Here is a 15,986-nt window from a genome sequence, read left to right on the forward strand (position 1 = left end):
ACGCTTCGTGACGACCGCGCAGCGCCCCTCGTCGATGAGGCGGGACGAGGGAGATAAGATCATGATTTTCCGAAATCGCGAAGCGGAATATTTTTACTAACAGGACTGGACAGCCCAAATCAGCTTGAACGCAAAGGTGAAATCAGATTCTGCGCGCTGGCCGATGGCGCGTTGCTCTGGGCCTGCCGACAGCGGGCCTCCCTGCTGCTGACTCGATGAGCCGTGCCCTCTCCTCGCGTGAGGTCGTTCCCTCCCCTGTGTGGGGGAGGGCTAGGGAGGGGGGCGCCACGCCCACCGTCCTCTCGGCTACCCCCCTCCCCAACCCTCCCCCACAAGGGGGGAGGGAGCGTGGAGAGCTTGCACTCCTGACGAGGACGAACTGGCAAGCGGATGAACTCGTAGCTCAGATGCCTGCCGGCTCAATGAGCCGTGCTCTGCCTCACCCGAGTTCGTTCCCTCCCCCCTTGTGGGGGAGGGCTAGGGAGGGGGGTGGCCACGCCACCGTCCTCTCGGCTCCCCCCCTCCCCCACAAGGGGGAGGGAGCGTGGAGATCTTGCACTCCTAACGAGGACGAACTGGCAGGCGGATGAGCTCGTAGCTCAGATGCCTGCCGGCTCAATGAGCCGTGCCCTCTCCTCGCCCGAGTTCGTTCCCTCCCCCCTTGTGGGGGAGGGCTAGGGAGGGGGGGTGGCCACACCCACCACCCTCTCGGCTACCCCCCTGCCCCACAAGGGGGGAGGGAGCGTGGAGAGCTTGCCGTCCTCACGATGACAACCTTGAAAGGACAACGCGTGACGCAGCGGCCATCTGCACGAGGTCCCGCGCGGTCACGAATGGCAAAGGTTGCCGACGCGGAATCCCTTTCCGTCATGCATCGCGCCGCAATCTGTCAGTCCTCTACGCGGAGATCCTCACCATGGACGTACCAGTCCGCGCGCGACGCCCAGTGGACGTGGCGATCCGGCGCGGCGCCGAGCGGCTGATCGAAACTGCCGGCAGGAATGATCGCCTCGCGACCACTGCGCGTCAGATGCGGCATCGGGCTGCCGCACCTGTTGCAGAACGCGGTGGCGAAGCTCCGCGCCTGCGGCAGGTCGAAGCGCGAGACGCTCTCCTCACCACGCAGCCAGCGGAGAGCCGGCGCTTTGACGATGACTTCGCACGAATGTGCCGCGCCGCTGGCCTTGCGACAGCGCGAGCAATGACAGTTGAGAAATCGATCGAACGGAGCATCGACCTCGAACGCAACCTGGCCGCACAAACAGCTGCCACGAAACGCGGTCATTTCTTCCTCCTTTTGCCATCGAGCTGACAAGCGGCCGCCGGCGACGCGCGGCTAGACCGAGTCAAGCAAATTGATCAATTCGGAACTGCCGCAGCGGGCAGTCGCATCCCAGAAATGCATGGCTCACGGGCGATTCCGTCACGTTGAGGACACGTTTGCCGGTTGATTGGCGCGCGGCAGGGGGATTTCACAGTGTACAGGAGTCCTCCGAATGTACCGCGTTGTTCTTGTCGTCGCCGCATTGCTGGCTCTCTCCGTTCAAGCCGAGGCACGTCCTCGTCATCATCATCATCACTATTCCTATCATCATCACTCCTCCCATCACCGCTACGCCTATCGCCAGCACTCCTTCATGAACGCGATGGCTTCGATTCCGGGCGAAGCCCGTGTCGTGGCCGGTCGACCGTCGGGATGCCCCCATGCCTTCTGCGGCTGCGAAGCGTCGCTCTATACGTTTGGCCGGATCATTCCCGAGTTGAACCTCGCGTCCAACTGGCGCCGCTTTCCGCGCGCCATGCCGGCGCCGGGCATGGCGGCCGTCCGCTCCGGCCACGTCATGATCCTGCAGCAGCAGGTCGCCGGCAATGTGTGGCTGGTGCATGACGGCAATTCCGGCGGCCACGTCACCCGCGAGCATCCGCGCTCCATCGCCGGATATACGATCGTGAATCCGCGGGGTGGTTCGACGATGTTCGGCGCGGCAGCCGGAGCCACGCGCGAAGCCCGTGCGTCGCGCTATCAGCGGGTGGCGCGCAACACGCGCTCGGATGGGTGGATGGCCAGCGCGGCGCCGATGGCGTTCAATTAGGACGAGGTCGCTCCCTCCTCTCTTGAAGTGAGGCTGTCGCGACGTACGATCCTGCAAGTGAGTGACTCCGTCATGCCCGGGCCTGTCCCGCCTGCGCGGCCGAAGCTGCTTCGGCGCGGCGGAGGCTCGGGCATCCACGTCCATCCACGGGTGCCGAACGACGTGGATGGCCGGGACAAGCCCGGCCACGATGACGGAGAGAGATCAGCGCGAAACGACGATCTTCAAACGCGAGAGGATTGCATCATCGGATGCAAGCCGGGTGGGAGAGGGATAAGTCGTTCCGCTCGCACGTCCCGTGCGGCTGCCCCTCACCCCAACCCTCTCCCCGTAAGAACGGGGAGAGGGAGTTGAAGCACCGCCGGCGTGGAGCCAATGGCTTCTCGTCGTCCTATTACTTCTGCGGCTCCGTCGTCGACCACAGCAGGGTCGTCGCGTTCTTCTCGTAGGCCATGCCCTTGGGGTAGCTGATCAGCTCCATCTGCAGGTCCCAGGGTGTCAGGAAGTACAGGATCGATTGGCCGGCTGCAGGGCCTTCATTGATCGGGATCGGGCCCTGCATGGTGCGCACGCCCTTCGATTTCAGATACGCGGCGGCCTTGTCGATGTCGTCGACATAGAGCGCGATGTGGTGGCCGCCGAAATCGCTGTTCTTCGGCTGCGTCTTGGCCTGGTCGGGCGCCTCGTACTGGAACAGCTCGATGTTGGAGCCATAGCCGCAGCGGACCATGCTGATCTCGTGGATGACGGCGCGCGGATGCACGTTGACAACGTCCTGCATAAACGTGCCCTTCTCGTCGGAGAACGGCCCGAACGACATCGCCTGCTTGCAGCCGATGACGTCCGTGAAGAAGGCGATGGCGGCTTTGACATCCGGCACGGTGATGCCGGTGTGGTCGTGGCCGCGCAGGCCGGGGATGGAGTCGGCGGCGGCGAGTGTGGAGGAGAGAGCGAGGGCGGCGAGAGCGGTGCTGATGAGTTTGGTGATTTTCATTGAAGACTCCGACCTAGGATTGACATCGAACGATTGGGGCCTCGTGCTTCGAGACGCGCCGCCAAGGCGGCGCTCCTCAGCATGAGGGTTTGAGTTCCGAATGCGGCGCGCACATCAGCTATCGGCTGAGAGCTCGGGAGATGAGCCCGGAGCTTCGCACCGCCCCGCGCGCCCGGGCTGCTCGAACCGCCCCCTCCCCTCACCCTGAGGAGCCCGCCATAGGCGGGCGTCTCGAAGGGTGAGGCCGCTGCTGGGGCCTCATGGTTCGAGACGGCGCCATCGGGCGCCTCCTCACCATGAGGATTGAGATCGAAATCTCGCAGCGCGCGCACACGCACGCTGCCGTCGTTACGCTCACCCCGCCGCCAGCTGCTTCTCCACCGCCTTGTGATCCTGCGCGAGGCCCGCGGCGAGGCCGCGGGCCATGTCGCCGACATAGATGTCCTCCTCGCCCGCCTCATAGCCGTCGAGGATCTCCTTCGCGGCGTCTGCCGGCGTCATCTTTGGAATCGGCAGCCCGGCCGTCATCCGCGTATCGACAGCGCCGGGCAGCGCGCCCGCGACACGGACGCCTTTCGGCTCGAGCTCGCCGCGCAGGCCCTGCGTCAGACTGAGCGCCGCGGCCTTGGAGGCGCAGTAGGAGCCCATCAGCGGCAGGTTCACGCGGGCCAGGATGGTGAGAATGTTGAGCACCGCGCCGTGGTTCCTGATCAGCACCGGCGCGAAGGCGCGGGTGAGCCGCAGCGGCGCGAGATAGTTGATCGCGAGCTCCTCGGTGGCGATGGCGAGATCGGGGGCGAGCAGGAAGGCGGTGTTGTGGTTGACGCCGGCATTGTTGATCAGCAGCGTCGCGTCGGAGGCCTGCGCTGCGGCGGCCGCCGCGTCGGCATCGCTGGTGACGTCGAGCTTGAGCGGCACGACCTTGTCGGTGGCCGCAAGTCCCGAGACGTCGCGCGCGGCGGCGTAGACCTTGGCGGCGCCGCGCGCCAGCAACTCGGCGATCAGCGCGGTGGCGATGGCACCGGTGGCGCCGGTGATGACGACGACGGAACTCTTGACCGAAGTGCTCATGCGGCTGATCCCTGCTGCTGTGGTTGCTGACGGGACGGGGAGTCGTCGAGCCAGCCCGGCTCGACATCGGGGAGCGGAATGGCTGCGAGGAGCTGGCGCGTGTAGGCGTGTTGCGGATGGGAGAAGATGCGGCCGACCGGGCCGTGCTCGACCACCTCGCCGCCCTTGAGAATGGCGACCTCGTCGCAGAGCACGCGGATCACCGACAGGTCATGGCTGATGAAGACGACGGTGAGGCCGAGCTTGGCGCGCAGTTCCTTCAGCAGCATCAGGATGTGCGCCTGGGTCGAGACGTCGAGGCCGGAGACGATCTCGTCGGCGACGATGAAGTCCGGCTGCAGCGCGAGCGCCCGCGCGATGCCGGCGCGCTGCCGCTGGCCGCCGGAGAGTTCGTGCGGATAACGATCGACGAACGAGGTAGGCAGGCCGACGAGGTCGAGCAGCGCCGCGGCCTTGTCGCGACGGTCGCGCCGGCCGCTGAGGCGGCCGTAGACTTCGAGCTGGCGCGTCAAGGTCACTGCGAGCGGTAGCCTCGGATTGAGCGAGGATTGCGGATCCTGGAAGATCATCTGGATGCGCGCGCGCAAGGGTCGCAACGCGGCTTCCGAGAGATGGCTGATTTCGACGCCATCGAACTGGATGCCACCCGAGGTCGGCTCCAGCAGCCGCACCAGCAGCCGGCCGAGCGTGGTCTTGCCCGAGCCGGATTCGCCGACCAGGCCGAGCACCGCGCCGCGCGGCACGGCGAGATCGACGGACTTGATGATTTCGCGCATCGCAGGCTTGCCGAATAGCGAGGTCGAGCGCGCCGGATAGGCGAAGCCGAGCTGGCCGGTGCGCAGCAGGATGTCGCTCATGCCGGCCTCCCGGCGCCGAGTTGATCGAGCCGGCGCGCCTCGGCCCACAGGCTCTCGATCAGCGCCGGCGGCACCGGCTTCAGCGCATCCGCAGGGCGATCCGCGCGCGGTGTCGCCGCCAGCAGCGCGCGCGTATAGGCGTGATGCGGCTTCACCAGGACGTCGGCCGTCAAGCCGTCCTCGAGCACGCGGCCGGCATGCAGCACGGTCATGCTGCGACATATTTTTGCGACGACACCGAGATCGTGGGTGACGAACAGGATCGCGGCGCCATGGCGCTGGCGCATCCGCTCGACCAGCTGCAGCACCTGGCGCTGCACGGTGACGTCGAGCGCGGTGGTCGGCTCGTCGGCGATCACCAGCGACGGATCGCAGGCGAAGGCCATCGCGATCAGCACACGCTGGCGCATGCCGCCGGAGAGCTCGTGCGGGTATGACGCGAGCACGCGGCCGGAATCGCGGATCGCGACCTCGGCGAGCAGCTCGGCGGCGCGGTCGAGCGCGGCGCGCTTGGAGAGCTTCAAATGCAGCTGCAGCACCGCCGCCATCTGTGCGCCGATGCGCCGGACGGGATTGAGCGAGGTCATCGGGTCCTGCGGGATCAGCGCGATGCGGCGCCCGAGCAGATCGCGGCGCTGCTTGTCGGGCATCGCCAGAAGATCGCGACCCTCGAAGCTCACATGGCCCGCCGTGATGTTCGCCTTCGCCGGCAGCAGGCCGAAGATGGTGCGGCCGACCATCGACTTGCCGGCGCCGGACTCGCCGACCAGTCCGCGCACCTCGCCGGCCTCGACGCGCAAGCAGACGCCGCGCAGCACCTTGGCGGCCCCGATCGCGACGTGCAGGTTCTCGATCTCCAGCACGGCACTCATCGGCGTTGCACCGGGTCGAGCGCGGCGCGCAGACCGTCGCCGAACAGATTGAAGCCGATGACGCTGACGATGACGGCGGCGATCGGCAGCGCCATGATCCACGGCGCCTGATAGACGATCTGCCGCCCTTCCGTGATCATGCCGCCCCAGCTCGCGGTATCGCCGGTGACGGAGATGCCGACGAAGGAGAGGATGACCTCGACCAGGATCGCGATGCCCATCTCGACGGCGAGCAGGGTCACGATCAGCGGGATCAGATTGGGCAGGATCTCGAGCCGCAGCGCCTGCATGCGGGTGAGGCCAAGCACGCGCGCCGCGGCCGCGTAGTCGCGCGCGAGCTGCGCCTGGGTTTCCGCGCGGGTGATGCGCGCAAAGCGCGTCCAGTCGACCACGACGATCGCGGCAATGACGGAGGTCAGGCCGGCGCCGATCACGGCGGCGAGCACGATCGACAGCAGCACCGGCGGAAAGGCCATCCAGACGTCGATCATGCGCGACACCAGCTGATCGGGCACGCCGCCGAACGCGCCGGCGATCAGGCCGAGTGCGACGCCGATGATCGCCGCAAGCGCCGAGGCGACCAGCGCCACCGCCACGGCGGTGCGCGCGGAGTACATCAGCCGCGACAGCACGCAGCGGCCGAGGCTGTCGGTGCCGAGCGGGAACGCCGCTTCACCACCGCGCATGAAGGACGGCGGCAATTGCGCCGACATCAGGTCCTGCTCGGCAGGGTCGTGCGGGGCGATGGCTGGGGCGAACAGCGCGATCAGCAGCAAGAGAGCAACGAGGCCGCCGCCGATCCACAGCCGCGCCCCGCCGCGCGCGAGCGCGCTGCGCCAGCGCGAGGGCGTTGCCATGATGGGCCCTGAGACAACGAGATCAGCCATGACGCAGCCTCGGATCGAGCAGCGCGACGAGCAGATCGACGGCGAGATTGAGCGCGATGAACAGCACGGCGAAGGTCAGGATCAGCCCCTGGATCAGCGGGAAGTCGCGATTGATGACGGCATCGATCGCCATGTTGCCGATGCCCTCATAGGAGAAGATGCGCTCGACCAGAACCGTGCCGCCGAGCAGCAGGGTGACCTGCACGCCTGACAGCGCGACCGTCGGGATCAGCGCGTTGGGAAACACCTCGCGTCGCAGGATCGTGGTGCGCGAGAAGCCGCGGGTGCGGGCGATCTGGGCGTAGTCCTGGTCCTCGGCCTCTGCGAGCTGCGCCTTGAGCAGCCGTGCGACCAGCGCGGCGAAGGGCAGCGCCAGTGCGAGCGACGGAAGCAGCATGTGGCGCAACAGATCGGCGGCGACGTCGAGGCGCAAGGTGAGCATGCTCTCGATCAGATAGAAGTGGGTGCGGAAGGCCACGGCGAGCTGCGGGTCGAGCCGGCCGGAGATCGGCAACAGCGGCAGCAGCACGCCGAAGCCGAGCAGCAGGATCAGCGCCCAGAGGAAATCGGGAATCGCGAGGAAGACGCCGTTGACGGTGTCGAGCAGCCATTCGGCGCGGGTGCCGCGCATGAGGCTGCCGACCAGCGCGACCGCTCCGCCCATCAGCAGCGCCATGACGACCGAGAGCGCGGCGAGTTCGAGCGTCGCCGGCAGCCGCGCGCCGACCAGCTCGAACACCTGCTGGCGCAGGCTGATCGAGCGGCCGAAATCGCCTGATACGACCTGGCCGAGCCAGGTGATGAACTGCGACAGCAGCGGCTGGTCGAGGCCGTAGAGCGCGCGTAGCCGCGCGATATCGGCAGGCGAGGCGCCGGGCGGGATCATCATGGCGATGGGATCGCCGGGCACCACGCGCAACAGCACGAACACGATGGCGCCGACGCCGAGCAGAGTCGGCGGGATCAGAGCGAGGCGCTTGAGAATGGCGCTCCAGCGCATCGCTCGGTCTCCGTCTCAGCCTTGTTTCAACCTTGGGTCACGAGCTGCGGCAGGATCATGCCGTTGGCCTGCGGCACCACCTTCAGCCCCTTCTTGTGCACGATCGGCTGGACGTATTGCAGCAGCGGAATCACTTCGCCCTCTTCGGCGATGTATTTGTCGACCGCCTTCCAGCCGGCGAGGCGCTTGGCCTCGTCCTTCTCGCCCCACAGCGGGCCGATGCGCTCGATCAAATCCTTGCCCTTCCAGGCCGAATGCGGCGACGGACCGAACATCGCAAAGCCGGTCGACGTCGTGGGATCGCCGATCGCGTTGCCCCAATTGTAGAACGCGGCCGGCGCCAGCGCGTGGCGGGCACGCAGCTCGAAATGCTGCGCGATCTCGTAGACCTCGATATTGGCCTCGATGCCGACCTTGCGCCACATGCCGGCGATGGCCTGCACCATCTCATAGTCCTTCGGCTTGAAGCCGCGCGTGGTCTGGATGGTGAACTTGACCGGCTTCGTGGTCGAATAGCCGCTCTTGGCGAGCAGGCTCTTGGCGAGCTCCGGATCGTAGGCGACCTTGATCGACGGATCGAACGCGGCGTAGCCCGGCGCTTCCAGCGTGTCGATCGGCACGCCATAGCCGCGCAAGAGCTTCTCGACGATCGCCTTCTTGTCGATGGCGTGATTGGCGGCGAGGCGGACGTTGCGATCCAGCATCGGATCGATGTCGGTCAGGAAGATCATGCCGATGTCGGAGATCGGCTGTGTCACGCCGGCGAGGTTCGGCTTGGCCTTGAGGCGGTCGAACTCCTCGTAGGGAATCTCGAAGGTGATGTCGGAGCCGCCCGACTCGATCTCGGCGACGCGGCTGGTCGGATCGGTGACGAACTTGAACACGACGGTCTCGAACGCCGGCTTCGGCCCCCAATAGCCGGGATGCGCCTTGAGCCGCAGGAAGGCGTTGCGCTCGAACGCATCGACCTTGTACGGACCCGAGCCGATCGGCGCCTTCTCGAAGCCCTCGGCGCCGACCTTCTCGTAATAGGCCTTCGGCAGCACATAGCCGGTGAGGAACGCCATCCATTTGAACAGCACCGGCTCGAACTCGACGACATCGGCCGTGATGGTCTGGCCGTCGATCTTGAAGTTGTTGATCTTCGACCAGACGAACTGAATGGGGTTGCCGCCCTTCGGATCGGCGGCGCGGGTCAGCGACCACACCACGTCCTCCGGCGTCACCTTGGAGCCGTCGTGCCAGGTCGCGTCGGAGCGCAGCTCCATCGTGACCTTGGTGCGGTCCTCGTTCCAGCCCCACTTCGTCAGAAGACCGGGCTTGAACGAGAGATCGGCGGCCTGGCCGATATAGGGATCGAAGATCGCCTGGTAGATCGACTGGATGGTGGGATTGACCGCGGAGACGCCGACGGTCGGATCGAATGACGGCAGATTGACGTTGTAGGCGATGGTCAGGGTGCCCGCCGCGGCACGCGCGGACGAGAGCGGCAGGCCGGTGGCGAGCGGCAACGCAGCCGCGCCCGCGAGCTGCAACATCGTACGGCGAGAGATCTGATGGTCACGCATGGTGATGCAACTCCGAAATGTGCGAACGATGAGTGAGCGAAAGGCAGATCAGGAAATGGCGCACCTGCCGGCGCCATTCCTCACTTGATGATCAGTGCGGTGCGCTCTCGGCCCAGCGCTTCATCAGCGTGTTCGAGGGCAAGGATTCATCGACCAGCTTCTTGGCGGTCTCGACACCCGCGACCGGCAGCTTGGAGGAATCGAGCAGGCCGATCTGCACCAGCACCGAGGCCTGATCCCAGTAGATGTGCTCGTTGTAGAGCTTGTCGCCGCGGAAGCGGACGATCGCGACCAGCGGGATCTCGACATATTTGCCGGTCGGCGGGATGCCGGGCAGCATCCAGTCGATCTCGATGTCGTGGGTGAAGCAGAACAGCATCTCGTCGACGACGCGGTCGGCGCCGATGGTGCGCGAGATCGGCACCAGCTTGGTGTCCTTTGGCGTCTTCGGAATGAAGTGGTTGGCGTAGAAGCGCAGCAGGTCCTTGTAGCCGACGCCGCCGGTCATGGTCGGGATATGGTTGACATAGGGCTCGGCGACCATGGTGCCCATCGTCGCCTCCGCCGAGCGGGTGGCGAATTCGAGCTCGGTGTGCTTGTCCCACAGCGACGACAGATCGTAATGCGGGCCCAGCACCTTGCGGAACAGCGCGATCGAGCGCGAATGCGCCATCAAGGTCGCGGGCTTGTCGAAGCTCGTGCGCTCCGGCGCGGCGAAGGCGTGATCGCAGCCGGGATAGAGATAGAACTCGGCGTCATCGCGGCCGGCAAAGCCGGCCTTGATCGCCTCGCGCGCCTCGGCGGGCGCGAACTTGTCGAGCTCGGCGAAGTGGAAGACGGTCGGGCCCTTGATGGTCTTGGCCTCGGCGATATCCGCCTCGATGCCGACGCCGTAGTAGGAGACGGCGCAATCGACATCGGTGCGGGCGGCCGTGAGATAGGCCAGCTTGCCGCCGAGGCAGAAGCCGAGTGCGCCGACCTTGCCCTTGCACTCGGGACGCGCGCGCAGCACCTTCAGCGCATCGGCCGTGTCCTTGATCGCGAGATTGACGTCAAAGCGCTGGTAATAGCCGAACGCCTTGCCGAAATCGGCCTCGCCATAGCCGAGCTCGATGCCCGGCTCGAAGCGCCAGAACAGGTCCGGCGCCAGCACGACATAGCCTTCCTCGGCGTAGTAATCGGCGACGGCGCGCATCGAGGCGTTGACGCCGAAAATCTCCTGCAGGAGCACGATGCCGGGACCGGAGCCTGACGCGGGCACCGCCAGATAGCCCTTGAACGTGCCGCCATCGGCGGCGGCGATGTCGATCCACTGTCCAGCGCTCGTGCCAGCCATCGTCATGCTCCCCGGTCCTGCCAGCGTCCACAGTGACGCCGGGCCTCATGTGTTTTCTTCATTGAATTTTTAATGTAAAAATGTCGGATGTAAACAGCAGAGATTGAGCATGCGCTGCACAAGCGTTGTGCGGAGCGGCATCGGGAGATGGGAATTTGAAACGGGCGACGAACGCCGCAGCCAAGCGCAAGACGGTGACGGTGAAGGCAAAATCGGCGATCAGCAATGCTGGATCACGGGCCGACAGAGTTGCTGAGAGAAGCGACAGTCGCGACAGCAAAGCCTCCTGGCACCTCGCCCGCAGCGACGCCGAGCGGCGGCTGTCCGACTTCGAGTTCGCGCTGGAGCGGCTGGCGCAGTCCTATTATCGCTGGAAGGCGTCCTGCCTCGCCGCCGTCTGCGAGGTGCCGCTGACCGGCGACGACGTTGCCGTGCTCAACGTCGTGCGCATGGGCGACGAGCCGAAGCGGCTCGCCGAAGTCGGCCAATTGCTCAACCGCGTCGACGTGCCCAACCTGCAATATGCGACGCGCAAGCTGGTGCGCGCCGGCCTGATCGAGACCGAGGGACGCTCATCGCGCAAGGAGACCCGCTATCGCGCCACGGCGCGCGGCCGCGAGGTCACCGAGGATTACGCAGCGCTCCGTGCGGCGACACTGCCGCCGATGTTCGATGGCGTGCCCGGCTGGATCGACAGCTGTGCAGCCACCACGGCGCAGCTCGACCAGATGGCCGGGCTCTACGGCCAGGCGACGCGGGTCGCGATCACCAAGCGGCATCAGTCGTGAGGCGTGCTAGCGCGGCTTGACGTCCGTCACCTTCCACAAGGTGCAGATCACGTCATCCCCGGCGCGTTGCGCGCTTTGCGCAACCTGCTCGGCCACGGTACTACGGGTCGCGCGCAGATGCGCGAACCAGGCCCGGCCCGGCGTCTCGATCACGAGGAACGGTCCGCCGCCGCGCACCACCTCGTCAGTGGTGACGACCTGCGGCATCGGCAGCCAGGTCTGTAGCGCCTGCAGAATGTGATAGTCGACGGCGTTGCCGCGCGAGCGCGTCGGATAGGTCGTGACCACGTCCCAATCCAGCGGAAAGCGATAGGCCTCGCGATGCGCGGCATAGGCGGCGCGCGGCAGGAAGACATGCGGCGAGTCGGTGATGACCGGCCACTCGCCTGTGACATAGGCGGCTTCGAAGGGGGTGCCGGCCGCATCCGTACAGACGGGGTCGCCGTGAGCCGGATGCGCGACGTGAGCGGCAACGTTGCGCAGCACCAGCGCCGAGATGATCAGCCCGCCGACCACGACGAGCGCGCGACGGCGCTCCGCGACCGCGAGCAGCCCCTGTGCAAATACGGTCATCAGGATGGAGGTGGCGATCAGCTGCGGAATGAAGAAGCGCGGCACGAAGATCGGGAATGCGATCAGCGAGACGATCCAGGCTGCGAGGGCGAATGCGGTGAACCCGGTCGCCAGGAGCAACATGTAGCGCGTGGATTGCCGATCGTCGCCGGAGATCATCTCGCCGCGCCATCGCGGCTGCTGGCTCCAGTCGGCCACGCTCGTCAGCAGCAGCCACAACAACGCGGCGACACAGATCCACAACATCAGTTGCGAGGAGAACAACGTCTCGGCGAGTTCGGACCAGCCCGGCTGTGTCATCCAGCCATAGGGGCTCGCGACCTTGAGCTGCTCGCGCAGGATCGGGAGCCATGCGAGCACCGCCATCACGGAAGGCGCAGTCGCGATCACGATCCGGCGCAGCACGCCCTTCTCGCAGCGAGCACTGAGCCAGCCGGCCAACGCGATGCAGCCGACATAGGCGATGCCGAAGGTGTGTGACGACGTCAGGGCCAGGAACGCCAGTGCGAGCAGCCCTGTCTCGCGCGGCCGGCCGCGCTCGATGGCGCCCTGCTGCGCCAGCGCGGCAACCGCCGCCGCGGCGAAGTAGGTCGCATAGGTCCGGAACTCGAACGCCGCGAACAGCAGGTTCTCGTTCAAGGTGAGAAGCACGAACAGAGCGGCCCAGCACGCGGCCGCCGACGCCACGCGCCTGCCGAGATGCCACAGCGCGGCAAGACCTGCCGTCACCAGCGCGAGGTTGAGCAGCTTCAGGACAGCGACGGCCGAGATGGAGCCAGGAAGCAGCCGCGCCAGCAGCCACGCGCCGGTGAGGTACAGCGGCGGATTGCCGTCGATGCCGAGCGCTATACCGCCCCACAGCTTGCGCAGGCTGTCGGCCTGCAAAAGATGCATCGTCAGCAGCTCGTCGGCCCACAAGAGATCGTTAACCGAACGGAACGCAAACGCCGCGAAGATGCCGAGGCCCAGCAGCACGCCGGCGCTGTTCAGGATTCTGCAAGCTGGAGGGGCGGTCGATGTCATGAATGACGCTGCTGCTGCAGCATCCATGACCCAAATTCCTTAGCACCGGCTTTCGGCGCGGGCTTTCCACCAGCGGTCGCCCCGCACCGGTTCACACGATCTTAGGGAAGCGCGCTGCACAATGCGCGCGGCGCCAGCAGCGGTGAGACATGTCCCTTCCCTTCCCAGACGCGAGCGATCCGGGTCACGCCGGCACTCAACGCGAACCGCGCCCGCGCGCAGGCCGGCCGCTGGTCGTCGATGTCGAGGATGTGCTGCTGCAGACCAGCCTGTCGAGCGAGGCCGTCTGGTCCGAGATCGCGCACCGTCCCTCTGCGATTATCACGCTCGCCGCCGCGCTGCTGCGCGGCCCTGCCGAGCTGAAGCGGCGCCTGTCGACCTCGGCGCATTTCGATCCTGCCCGCCTCGCCTACAACACCGACACGGTCGGCATGATGCTACAGGTTCTCGGCGAGGGACGACCGGTCTATCTCGCCTCGGATCACTATGACGGCGCGCTGGTCAGCGCGATCGCGCAACACCTCGGCGTCTTCACCGCGTGGTCGGCCTCTGAGACCGGCGTGCGGCTCGATCCCGAGGTGCTCGGCCTGCTGCAATCCTGGAGCCAGGGCTTCGACTATCTCGGCCATGACAGCGAGGCGTTGCCGACCGGCGCGACACGGCTTCCGCGCCGCACAGCGGACGCATCGACGGTCGCGGCGACGCAGCCCGCGGGCTGGCGGGTCTGGGCGAAGCTGCTGCGCGTGCACCAATGGGCCAAGAACGCGCTGGTGCTGGTGCCATTGCTGACGGCGCATCAGTTCGGATTCTGGCCGGTCGCGACCGCGCTCCTGGCAGCCGTCGCCTTCTCGCTCGGCGCGTCAGCGGCCTACATCCTCAACGATCTCGTCGACGTCACCGCCGACCGCGCGCATGCGACCAAGCGCAACCGGCCGATCGCAAGCGGCGCCATCGCCCCGGCGCAGGCCATTGCCGCGATGGCGCTGCTGCTCGTCACCGCGCTGGCGCTCGCGACAGCCATCTCCCTGCCGTTTCTCGGCATGCTCGTCTTCTATCTTGCGCTCACGACCGCCTATTCGTTCCGCCTGAAGCGCATCGCGCTGGTCGACGTCGTGACGCTTGCCGTGCTGTACACGCTTCGCGTCATCGCCGGCGCCGTCGCCATCGGCGTGGCGATGTCGGAATGGCTGTTCGCGTTCTCGCTGTTCATCTTCATGGCGCTGGCGCTGGTGAAACGCTATGTCGAACTCGATCGGCGGAGCGGCGGCGACAAGCCGATGTCGCGCGACTACCAGCCCAACGATCTGTCGATGATCGCCGTGCTGGCGGCCGCCGCCGGCTTCAATGCCGTCGTGATCTTCACGCTCTACATTTCCTCCGATACGGTTCGCGCGCTCTATAGCCACCCACAGATCATGTGGGCCGGTTGCCCGGTGCTGATGTATTGGATGGCGCGGGTGATGCTGTTCGCCCAGCGCGGGCTGATCGACGACGATCCCGTGATCTTCGCACTGAAGGACCGCGTCAGCTGGCTCGCGCTCGGCACGATCGGCGCGATCATGCTGGCGGCGATGTAACACGCGGCCATGAGCGATCTCGCCGGCTGGGGCAATTATCCGCGGCTGCCGAGCGAGCAGCTCACGCCGCTGCGCTCCGGCACCATTCCGCCATTGCTCGCAAGCCGCACCGGGCTGATCGCCCGCGGCCAGGGGCGCGCCTATGGCGATGCCGCGATCGGCATGGCCGCGACGCTCTCAACGGGCGGCCTGAGCCGGATGCGCCGGTTCGATCCCGACAGCGGCGAACTGACGGTCGAAGCCGGCGTGACCATTGCCGACATTCTCACGACCTTCGTGCCGCGCGGCTTCTTCCTCAAGGTCGTGCCCGGCACGAAATTCGTCAGCATAGGCGGCGCCATCGCGGCCGACGTGCACGGCAAGAACCACCATCGCGACGGCGGCTTCGGCGACCATGTCGTCGCTCTCCGGCTGATGTTGCCGAGCGGAGAGAGCGTCACCTGCTCGCGGCACCTCAACGCCGAGCTGTTCCACGCCACGGTCGGTGGCATGGGTCTCACCGGGATCATCACCGAGGCGACGCTGACCTTGATGCCGATCGAGACGGGCTGGCTGGTGCAGGAGACGCATGTCGCTGACGATCTCGAAGCCGCCATGGCGGCGCTCGAGGCGACGGCGTCGCACACCTATTCGGTGGCGTGGATCGACTGCCTGGCGCGCGGCGCCGCGCTCGGGCGCTCGCTGATCTACGCCGCCGATCATGCCGGTCTCGCCGACAAGGATCGCTTCGCGCCGGCCCGCGATCCGTTCCCGCCGCAACGACGCCCCGGTCCGTCGATGCCGTCCTTCACGCCGGGCTTCGCGCTGAACCCGCTGTCGGTGCGCGCCTTCAATGCGCTGTATTTCAGCCGCGGCGCCAGGCACGCGGCGACGCCGCGGCTGGTGCACTGGGATCCCTATTTCTTCCCGCTCGATGCGATCGGCCATTGGAACCGCATCTATGGCGTCCGCGGCTTCCTGCAGCATCAATGCGTGATCCCGGCGCACAACGCCCGCAGCGTGCTCGCTGAGATCCTCGAACGGGTCGCGCGACGCGGCAGCGCCTCGGTGCTCGCCGTGCTCAAGCAGCTCGGCGACAGCCACGGCCTGATGTCGTTTCCGCTGCGCGGCTATACGCTGGCGATGGATTTTCCGATCCAGGACTCGCTGTTCGACTTTCTCGATGAGCTCGATGCGTTCGTCAGCGCAGCCGGCGGCCGCATCTACCTCGCCAAGGACGCGCGCCAGTCGCGCGCAACGTTCATGGCCGGCTATACCGGGCTCGATCGCCTGCGCGACATCCGCCGCCAGATCGGCGCCACCGACAAGCTCGTCTCTCACCTCTCCGCCCGATTGGGAATCTGAGTC

Annotated in this window: 14 protein-coding genes; 4 read left to right on the forward strand and 10 right to left on the reverse strand. The window is 66.6% G+C overall.

Annotated elements, in window-relative coordinates; translation table 11 throughout:
• Window positions 1-889: 889 nt before the first annotated feature.
• Window positions 890-1,285: a GFA family protein gene (locus tag ACQR1L_RS31070; RefSeq protein ID WP_434861725.1), complete on the reverse strand. Its 396-nt coding sequence runs from the start codon at window positions 1,283-1,285 to the stop codon at window positions 890-892.
• A gap of 211 nt (window positions 1,286-1,496) precedes the next feature.
• Here ACQR1L_RS31070 and ACQR1L_RS31075 point away from each other — a divergent pair, with 211 nt between their 5' ends.
• Window positions 1,497-2,093: a hypothetical protein gene (locus ACQR1L_RS31075; protein ID WP_434861726.1), complete on the forward strand. Its 597-nt coding sequence runs from the start codon at window positions 1,497-1,499 to the stop codon at window positions 2,091-2,093.
• A 394-nt stretch (window positions 2,094-2,487) separates the two neighbouring features.
• Here ACQR1L_RS31075 and ACQR1L_RS31080 read toward each other — a convergent pair whose 3' ends face one another.
• The 8 genes from ACQR1L_RS31080 to ACQR1L_RS31115 form a co-directional block, all read right to left on the reverse strand.
• The gene (locus ACQR1L_RS31080) at window positions 2,488-3,087 is read right to left on the reverse strand and encodes a VOC family protein (protein ID WP_434861727.1); all 600 of its coding nucleotides are present in this window, start codon (window positions 3,085-3,087) and stop codon (window positions 2,488-2,490) included.
• Between the two features lie 354 nt (window positions 3,088-3,441).
• Window positions 3,442-4,158, reverse strand: coding sequence for an SDR family oxidoreductase (locus ACQR1L_RS31085; protein WP_434861728.1), 717 nt, complete (start codon window positions 4,156-4,158; stop codon window positions 3,442-3,444).
• Window positions 4,155-5,015 (reverse strand): ATP-binding cassette domain-containing protein, encoded by an 861-nt coding sequence (locus tag ACQR1L_RS31090; protein WP_434861729.1) that lies wholly within the window; start codon window positions 5,013-5,015, stop codon window positions 4,155-4,157. The genes ACQR1L_RS31085 and ACQR1L_RS31090 overlap by 4 nt, the downstream gene beginning before the upstream one ends.
• Entirely contained in the window at window positions 5,012-5,887 is an 876-nt protein-coding gene (locus ACQR1L_RS31095) for an ABC transporter ATP-binding protein (RefSeq protein WP_434861730.1), read from the reverse strand. Before ACQR1L_RS31095 ends, ACQR1L_RS31090 begins: the two co-directional genes overlap by 4 nt.
• The gene (locus ACQR1L_RS31100; RefSeq protein WP_434861731.1) at window positions 5,884-6,774 is read right to left on the reverse strand and encodes an ABC transporter permease; all 891 of its coding nucleotides are present in this window, start codon (window positions 6,772-6,774) and stop codon (window positions 5,884-5,886) included. Before ACQR1L_RS31100 ends, ACQR1L_RS31095 begins: the two co-directional genes overlap by 4 nt.
• Window positions 6,767-7,774, reverse strand: coding sequence for an ABC transporter permease (locus ACQR1L_RS31105; RefSeq protein ID WP_434861732.1), 1,008 nt, complete (start codon window positions 7,772-7,774; stop codon window positions 6,767-6,769). The genes ACQR1L_RS31100 and ACQR1L_RS31105 overlap by 8 nt, the downstream gene beginning before the upstream one ends.
• A gap of 26 nt (window positions 7,775-7,800) precedes the next feature.
• The gene (locus tag ACQR1L_RS31110; protein ID WP_434861733.1) at window positions 7,801-9,342 is read right to left on the reverse strand and encodes an ABC transporter substrate-binding protein; all 1,542 of its coding nucleotides are present in this window, start codon (window positions 9,340-9,342) and stop codon (window positions 7,801-7,803) included.
• A gap of 91 nt (window positions 9,343-9,433) precedes the next feature.
• Window positions 9,434-10,678, reverse strand: a complete 1,245-nt coding sequence (locus tag ACQR1L_RS31115; protein WP_434861734.1) for a dienelactone hydrolase family protein — start codon at window positions 10,676-10,678, stop codon at window positions 9,434-9,436.
• Between the two features lie 155 nt (window positions 10,679-10,833).
• Here ACQR1L_RS31115 and ACQR1L_RS31120 point away from each other — a divergent pair, with 155 nt between their 5' ends.
• Window positions 10,834-11,466: a helix-turn-helix domain-containing protein gene (locus tag ACQR1L_RS31120; RefSeq protein WP_434861735.1), complete on the forward strand. Its 633-nt coding sequence runs from the start codon at window positions 10,834-10,836 to the stop codon at window positions 11,464-11,466.
• 6 nt (window positions 11,467-11,472) lie between these two features.
• On the opposite strand, the gene ACQR1L_RS31125 is transcribed toward ACQR1L_RS31120, so the two are convergent.
• On the reverse strand, window positions 11,473-13,062 hold the full coding sequence (locus tag ACQR1L_RS31125) for a hypothetical protein (protein ID WP_434861736.1): 1,590 nt from the start codon (window positions 13,060-13,062) through the stop codon (window positions 11,473-11,475).
• Between the two features lie 149 nt (window positions 13,063-13,211).
• Here ACQR1L_RS31125 and ACQR1L_RS31130 point away from each other — a divergent pair, with 149 nt between their 5' ends.
• Both ACQR1L_RS31130 and ACQR1L_RS31135 read left to right on the forward strand, forming a co-directional pair.
• Window positions 13,212-14,639, forward strand: coding sequence for a UbiA family prenyltransferase (locus tag ACQR1L_RS31130; protein ID WP_434861737.1), 1,428 nt, complete (start codon window positions 13,212-13,214; stop codon window positions 14,637-14,639).
• A gap of 9 nt (window positions 14,640-14,648) precedes the next feature.
• Entirely contained in the window at window positions 14,649-15,983 is a 1,335-nt protein-coding gene (locus ACQR1L_RS31135) for an FAD-binding protein (protein WP_434861738.1), read from the forward strand.
• Window positions 15,984-15,986: the final 3 nt, after the last annotated feature.

This window comes from Bradyrhizobium sp. HKCCYLR20261 (assembly GCF_051168435.1).
In the GTDB taxonomy this organism is placed as follows: Bacteria; Pseudomonadota; Alphaproteobacteria; order Rhizobiales; family Xanthobacteraceae; genus Bradyrhizobium.

Bases quoted from the DNA above. Each gene is read 5' to 3' on its own strand.
- ACQR1L_RS31070 (WP_434861725.1), bottom strand. From the start codon at position 1,285: ATGACCGCGTTTCGTGGCAGCTGTTTGTGCGGCCAGGTTGCGTTCGAG.
- ACQR1L_RS31075 (WP_434861726.1), top strand. From the start codon at position 1,497: ATGTACCGCGTTGTTCTTGTCGTCGCCGCATTGCTGGCTCTCTCCGTT.
- ACQR1L_RS31080 (WP_434861727.1), bottom strand. From the start codon at position 3,087: ATGAAAATCACCAAACTCATCAGCACCGCTCTCGCCGCCCTCGCTCTC.
- ACQR1L_RS31085 (WP_434861728.1), bottom strand. From the start codon at position 4,158: ATGAGCACTTCGGTCAAGAGTTCCGTCGTCGTCATCACCGGCGCCACC.
- ACQR1L_RS31090 (WP_434861729.1), bottom strand. From the start codon at position 5,015: ATGAGCGACATCCTGCTGCGCACCGGCCAGCTCGGCTTCGCCTATCCG.
- ACQR1L_RS31095 (WP_434861730.1), bottom strand. From the start codon at position 5,887: ATGAGTGCCGTGCTGGAGATCGAGAACCTGCACGTCGCGATCGGGGCC.
- ACQR1L_RS31100 (WP_434861731.1), bottom strand. From the start codon at position 6,774: ATGGCTGATCTCGTTGTCTCAGGGCCCATCATGGCAACGCCCTCGCGC.
- ACQR1L_RS31105 (WP_434861732.1), bottom strand. From the start codon at position 7,774: ATGCGCTGGAGCGCCATTCTCAAGCGCCTCGCTCTGATCCCGCCGACT.
- ACQR1L_RS31110 (WP_434861733.1), bottom strand. From the start codon at position 9,342: ATGCGTGACCATCAGATCTCTCGCCGTACGATGTTGCAGCTCGCGGGC.
- ACQR1L_RS31115 (WP_434861734.1), bottom strand. From the start codon at position 10,678: ATGGCTGGCACGAGCGCTGGACAGTGGATCGACATCGCCGCCGCCGAT.
- ACQR1L_RS31125 (WP_434861736.1), bottom strand. From the start codon at position 13,062: ATGACATCGACCGCCCCTCCAGCTTGCAGAATCCTGAACAGCGCCGGC.
- ACQR1L_RS31130 (WP_434861737.1), top strand. From the start codon at position 13,212: ATGTCCCTTCCCTTCCCAGACGCGAGCGATCCGGGTCACGCCGGCACT.
- ACQR1L_RS31135 (WP_434861738.1), top strand. From the start codon at position 14,649: ATGAGCGATCTCGCCGGCTGGGGCAATTATCCGCGGCTGCCGAGCGAG.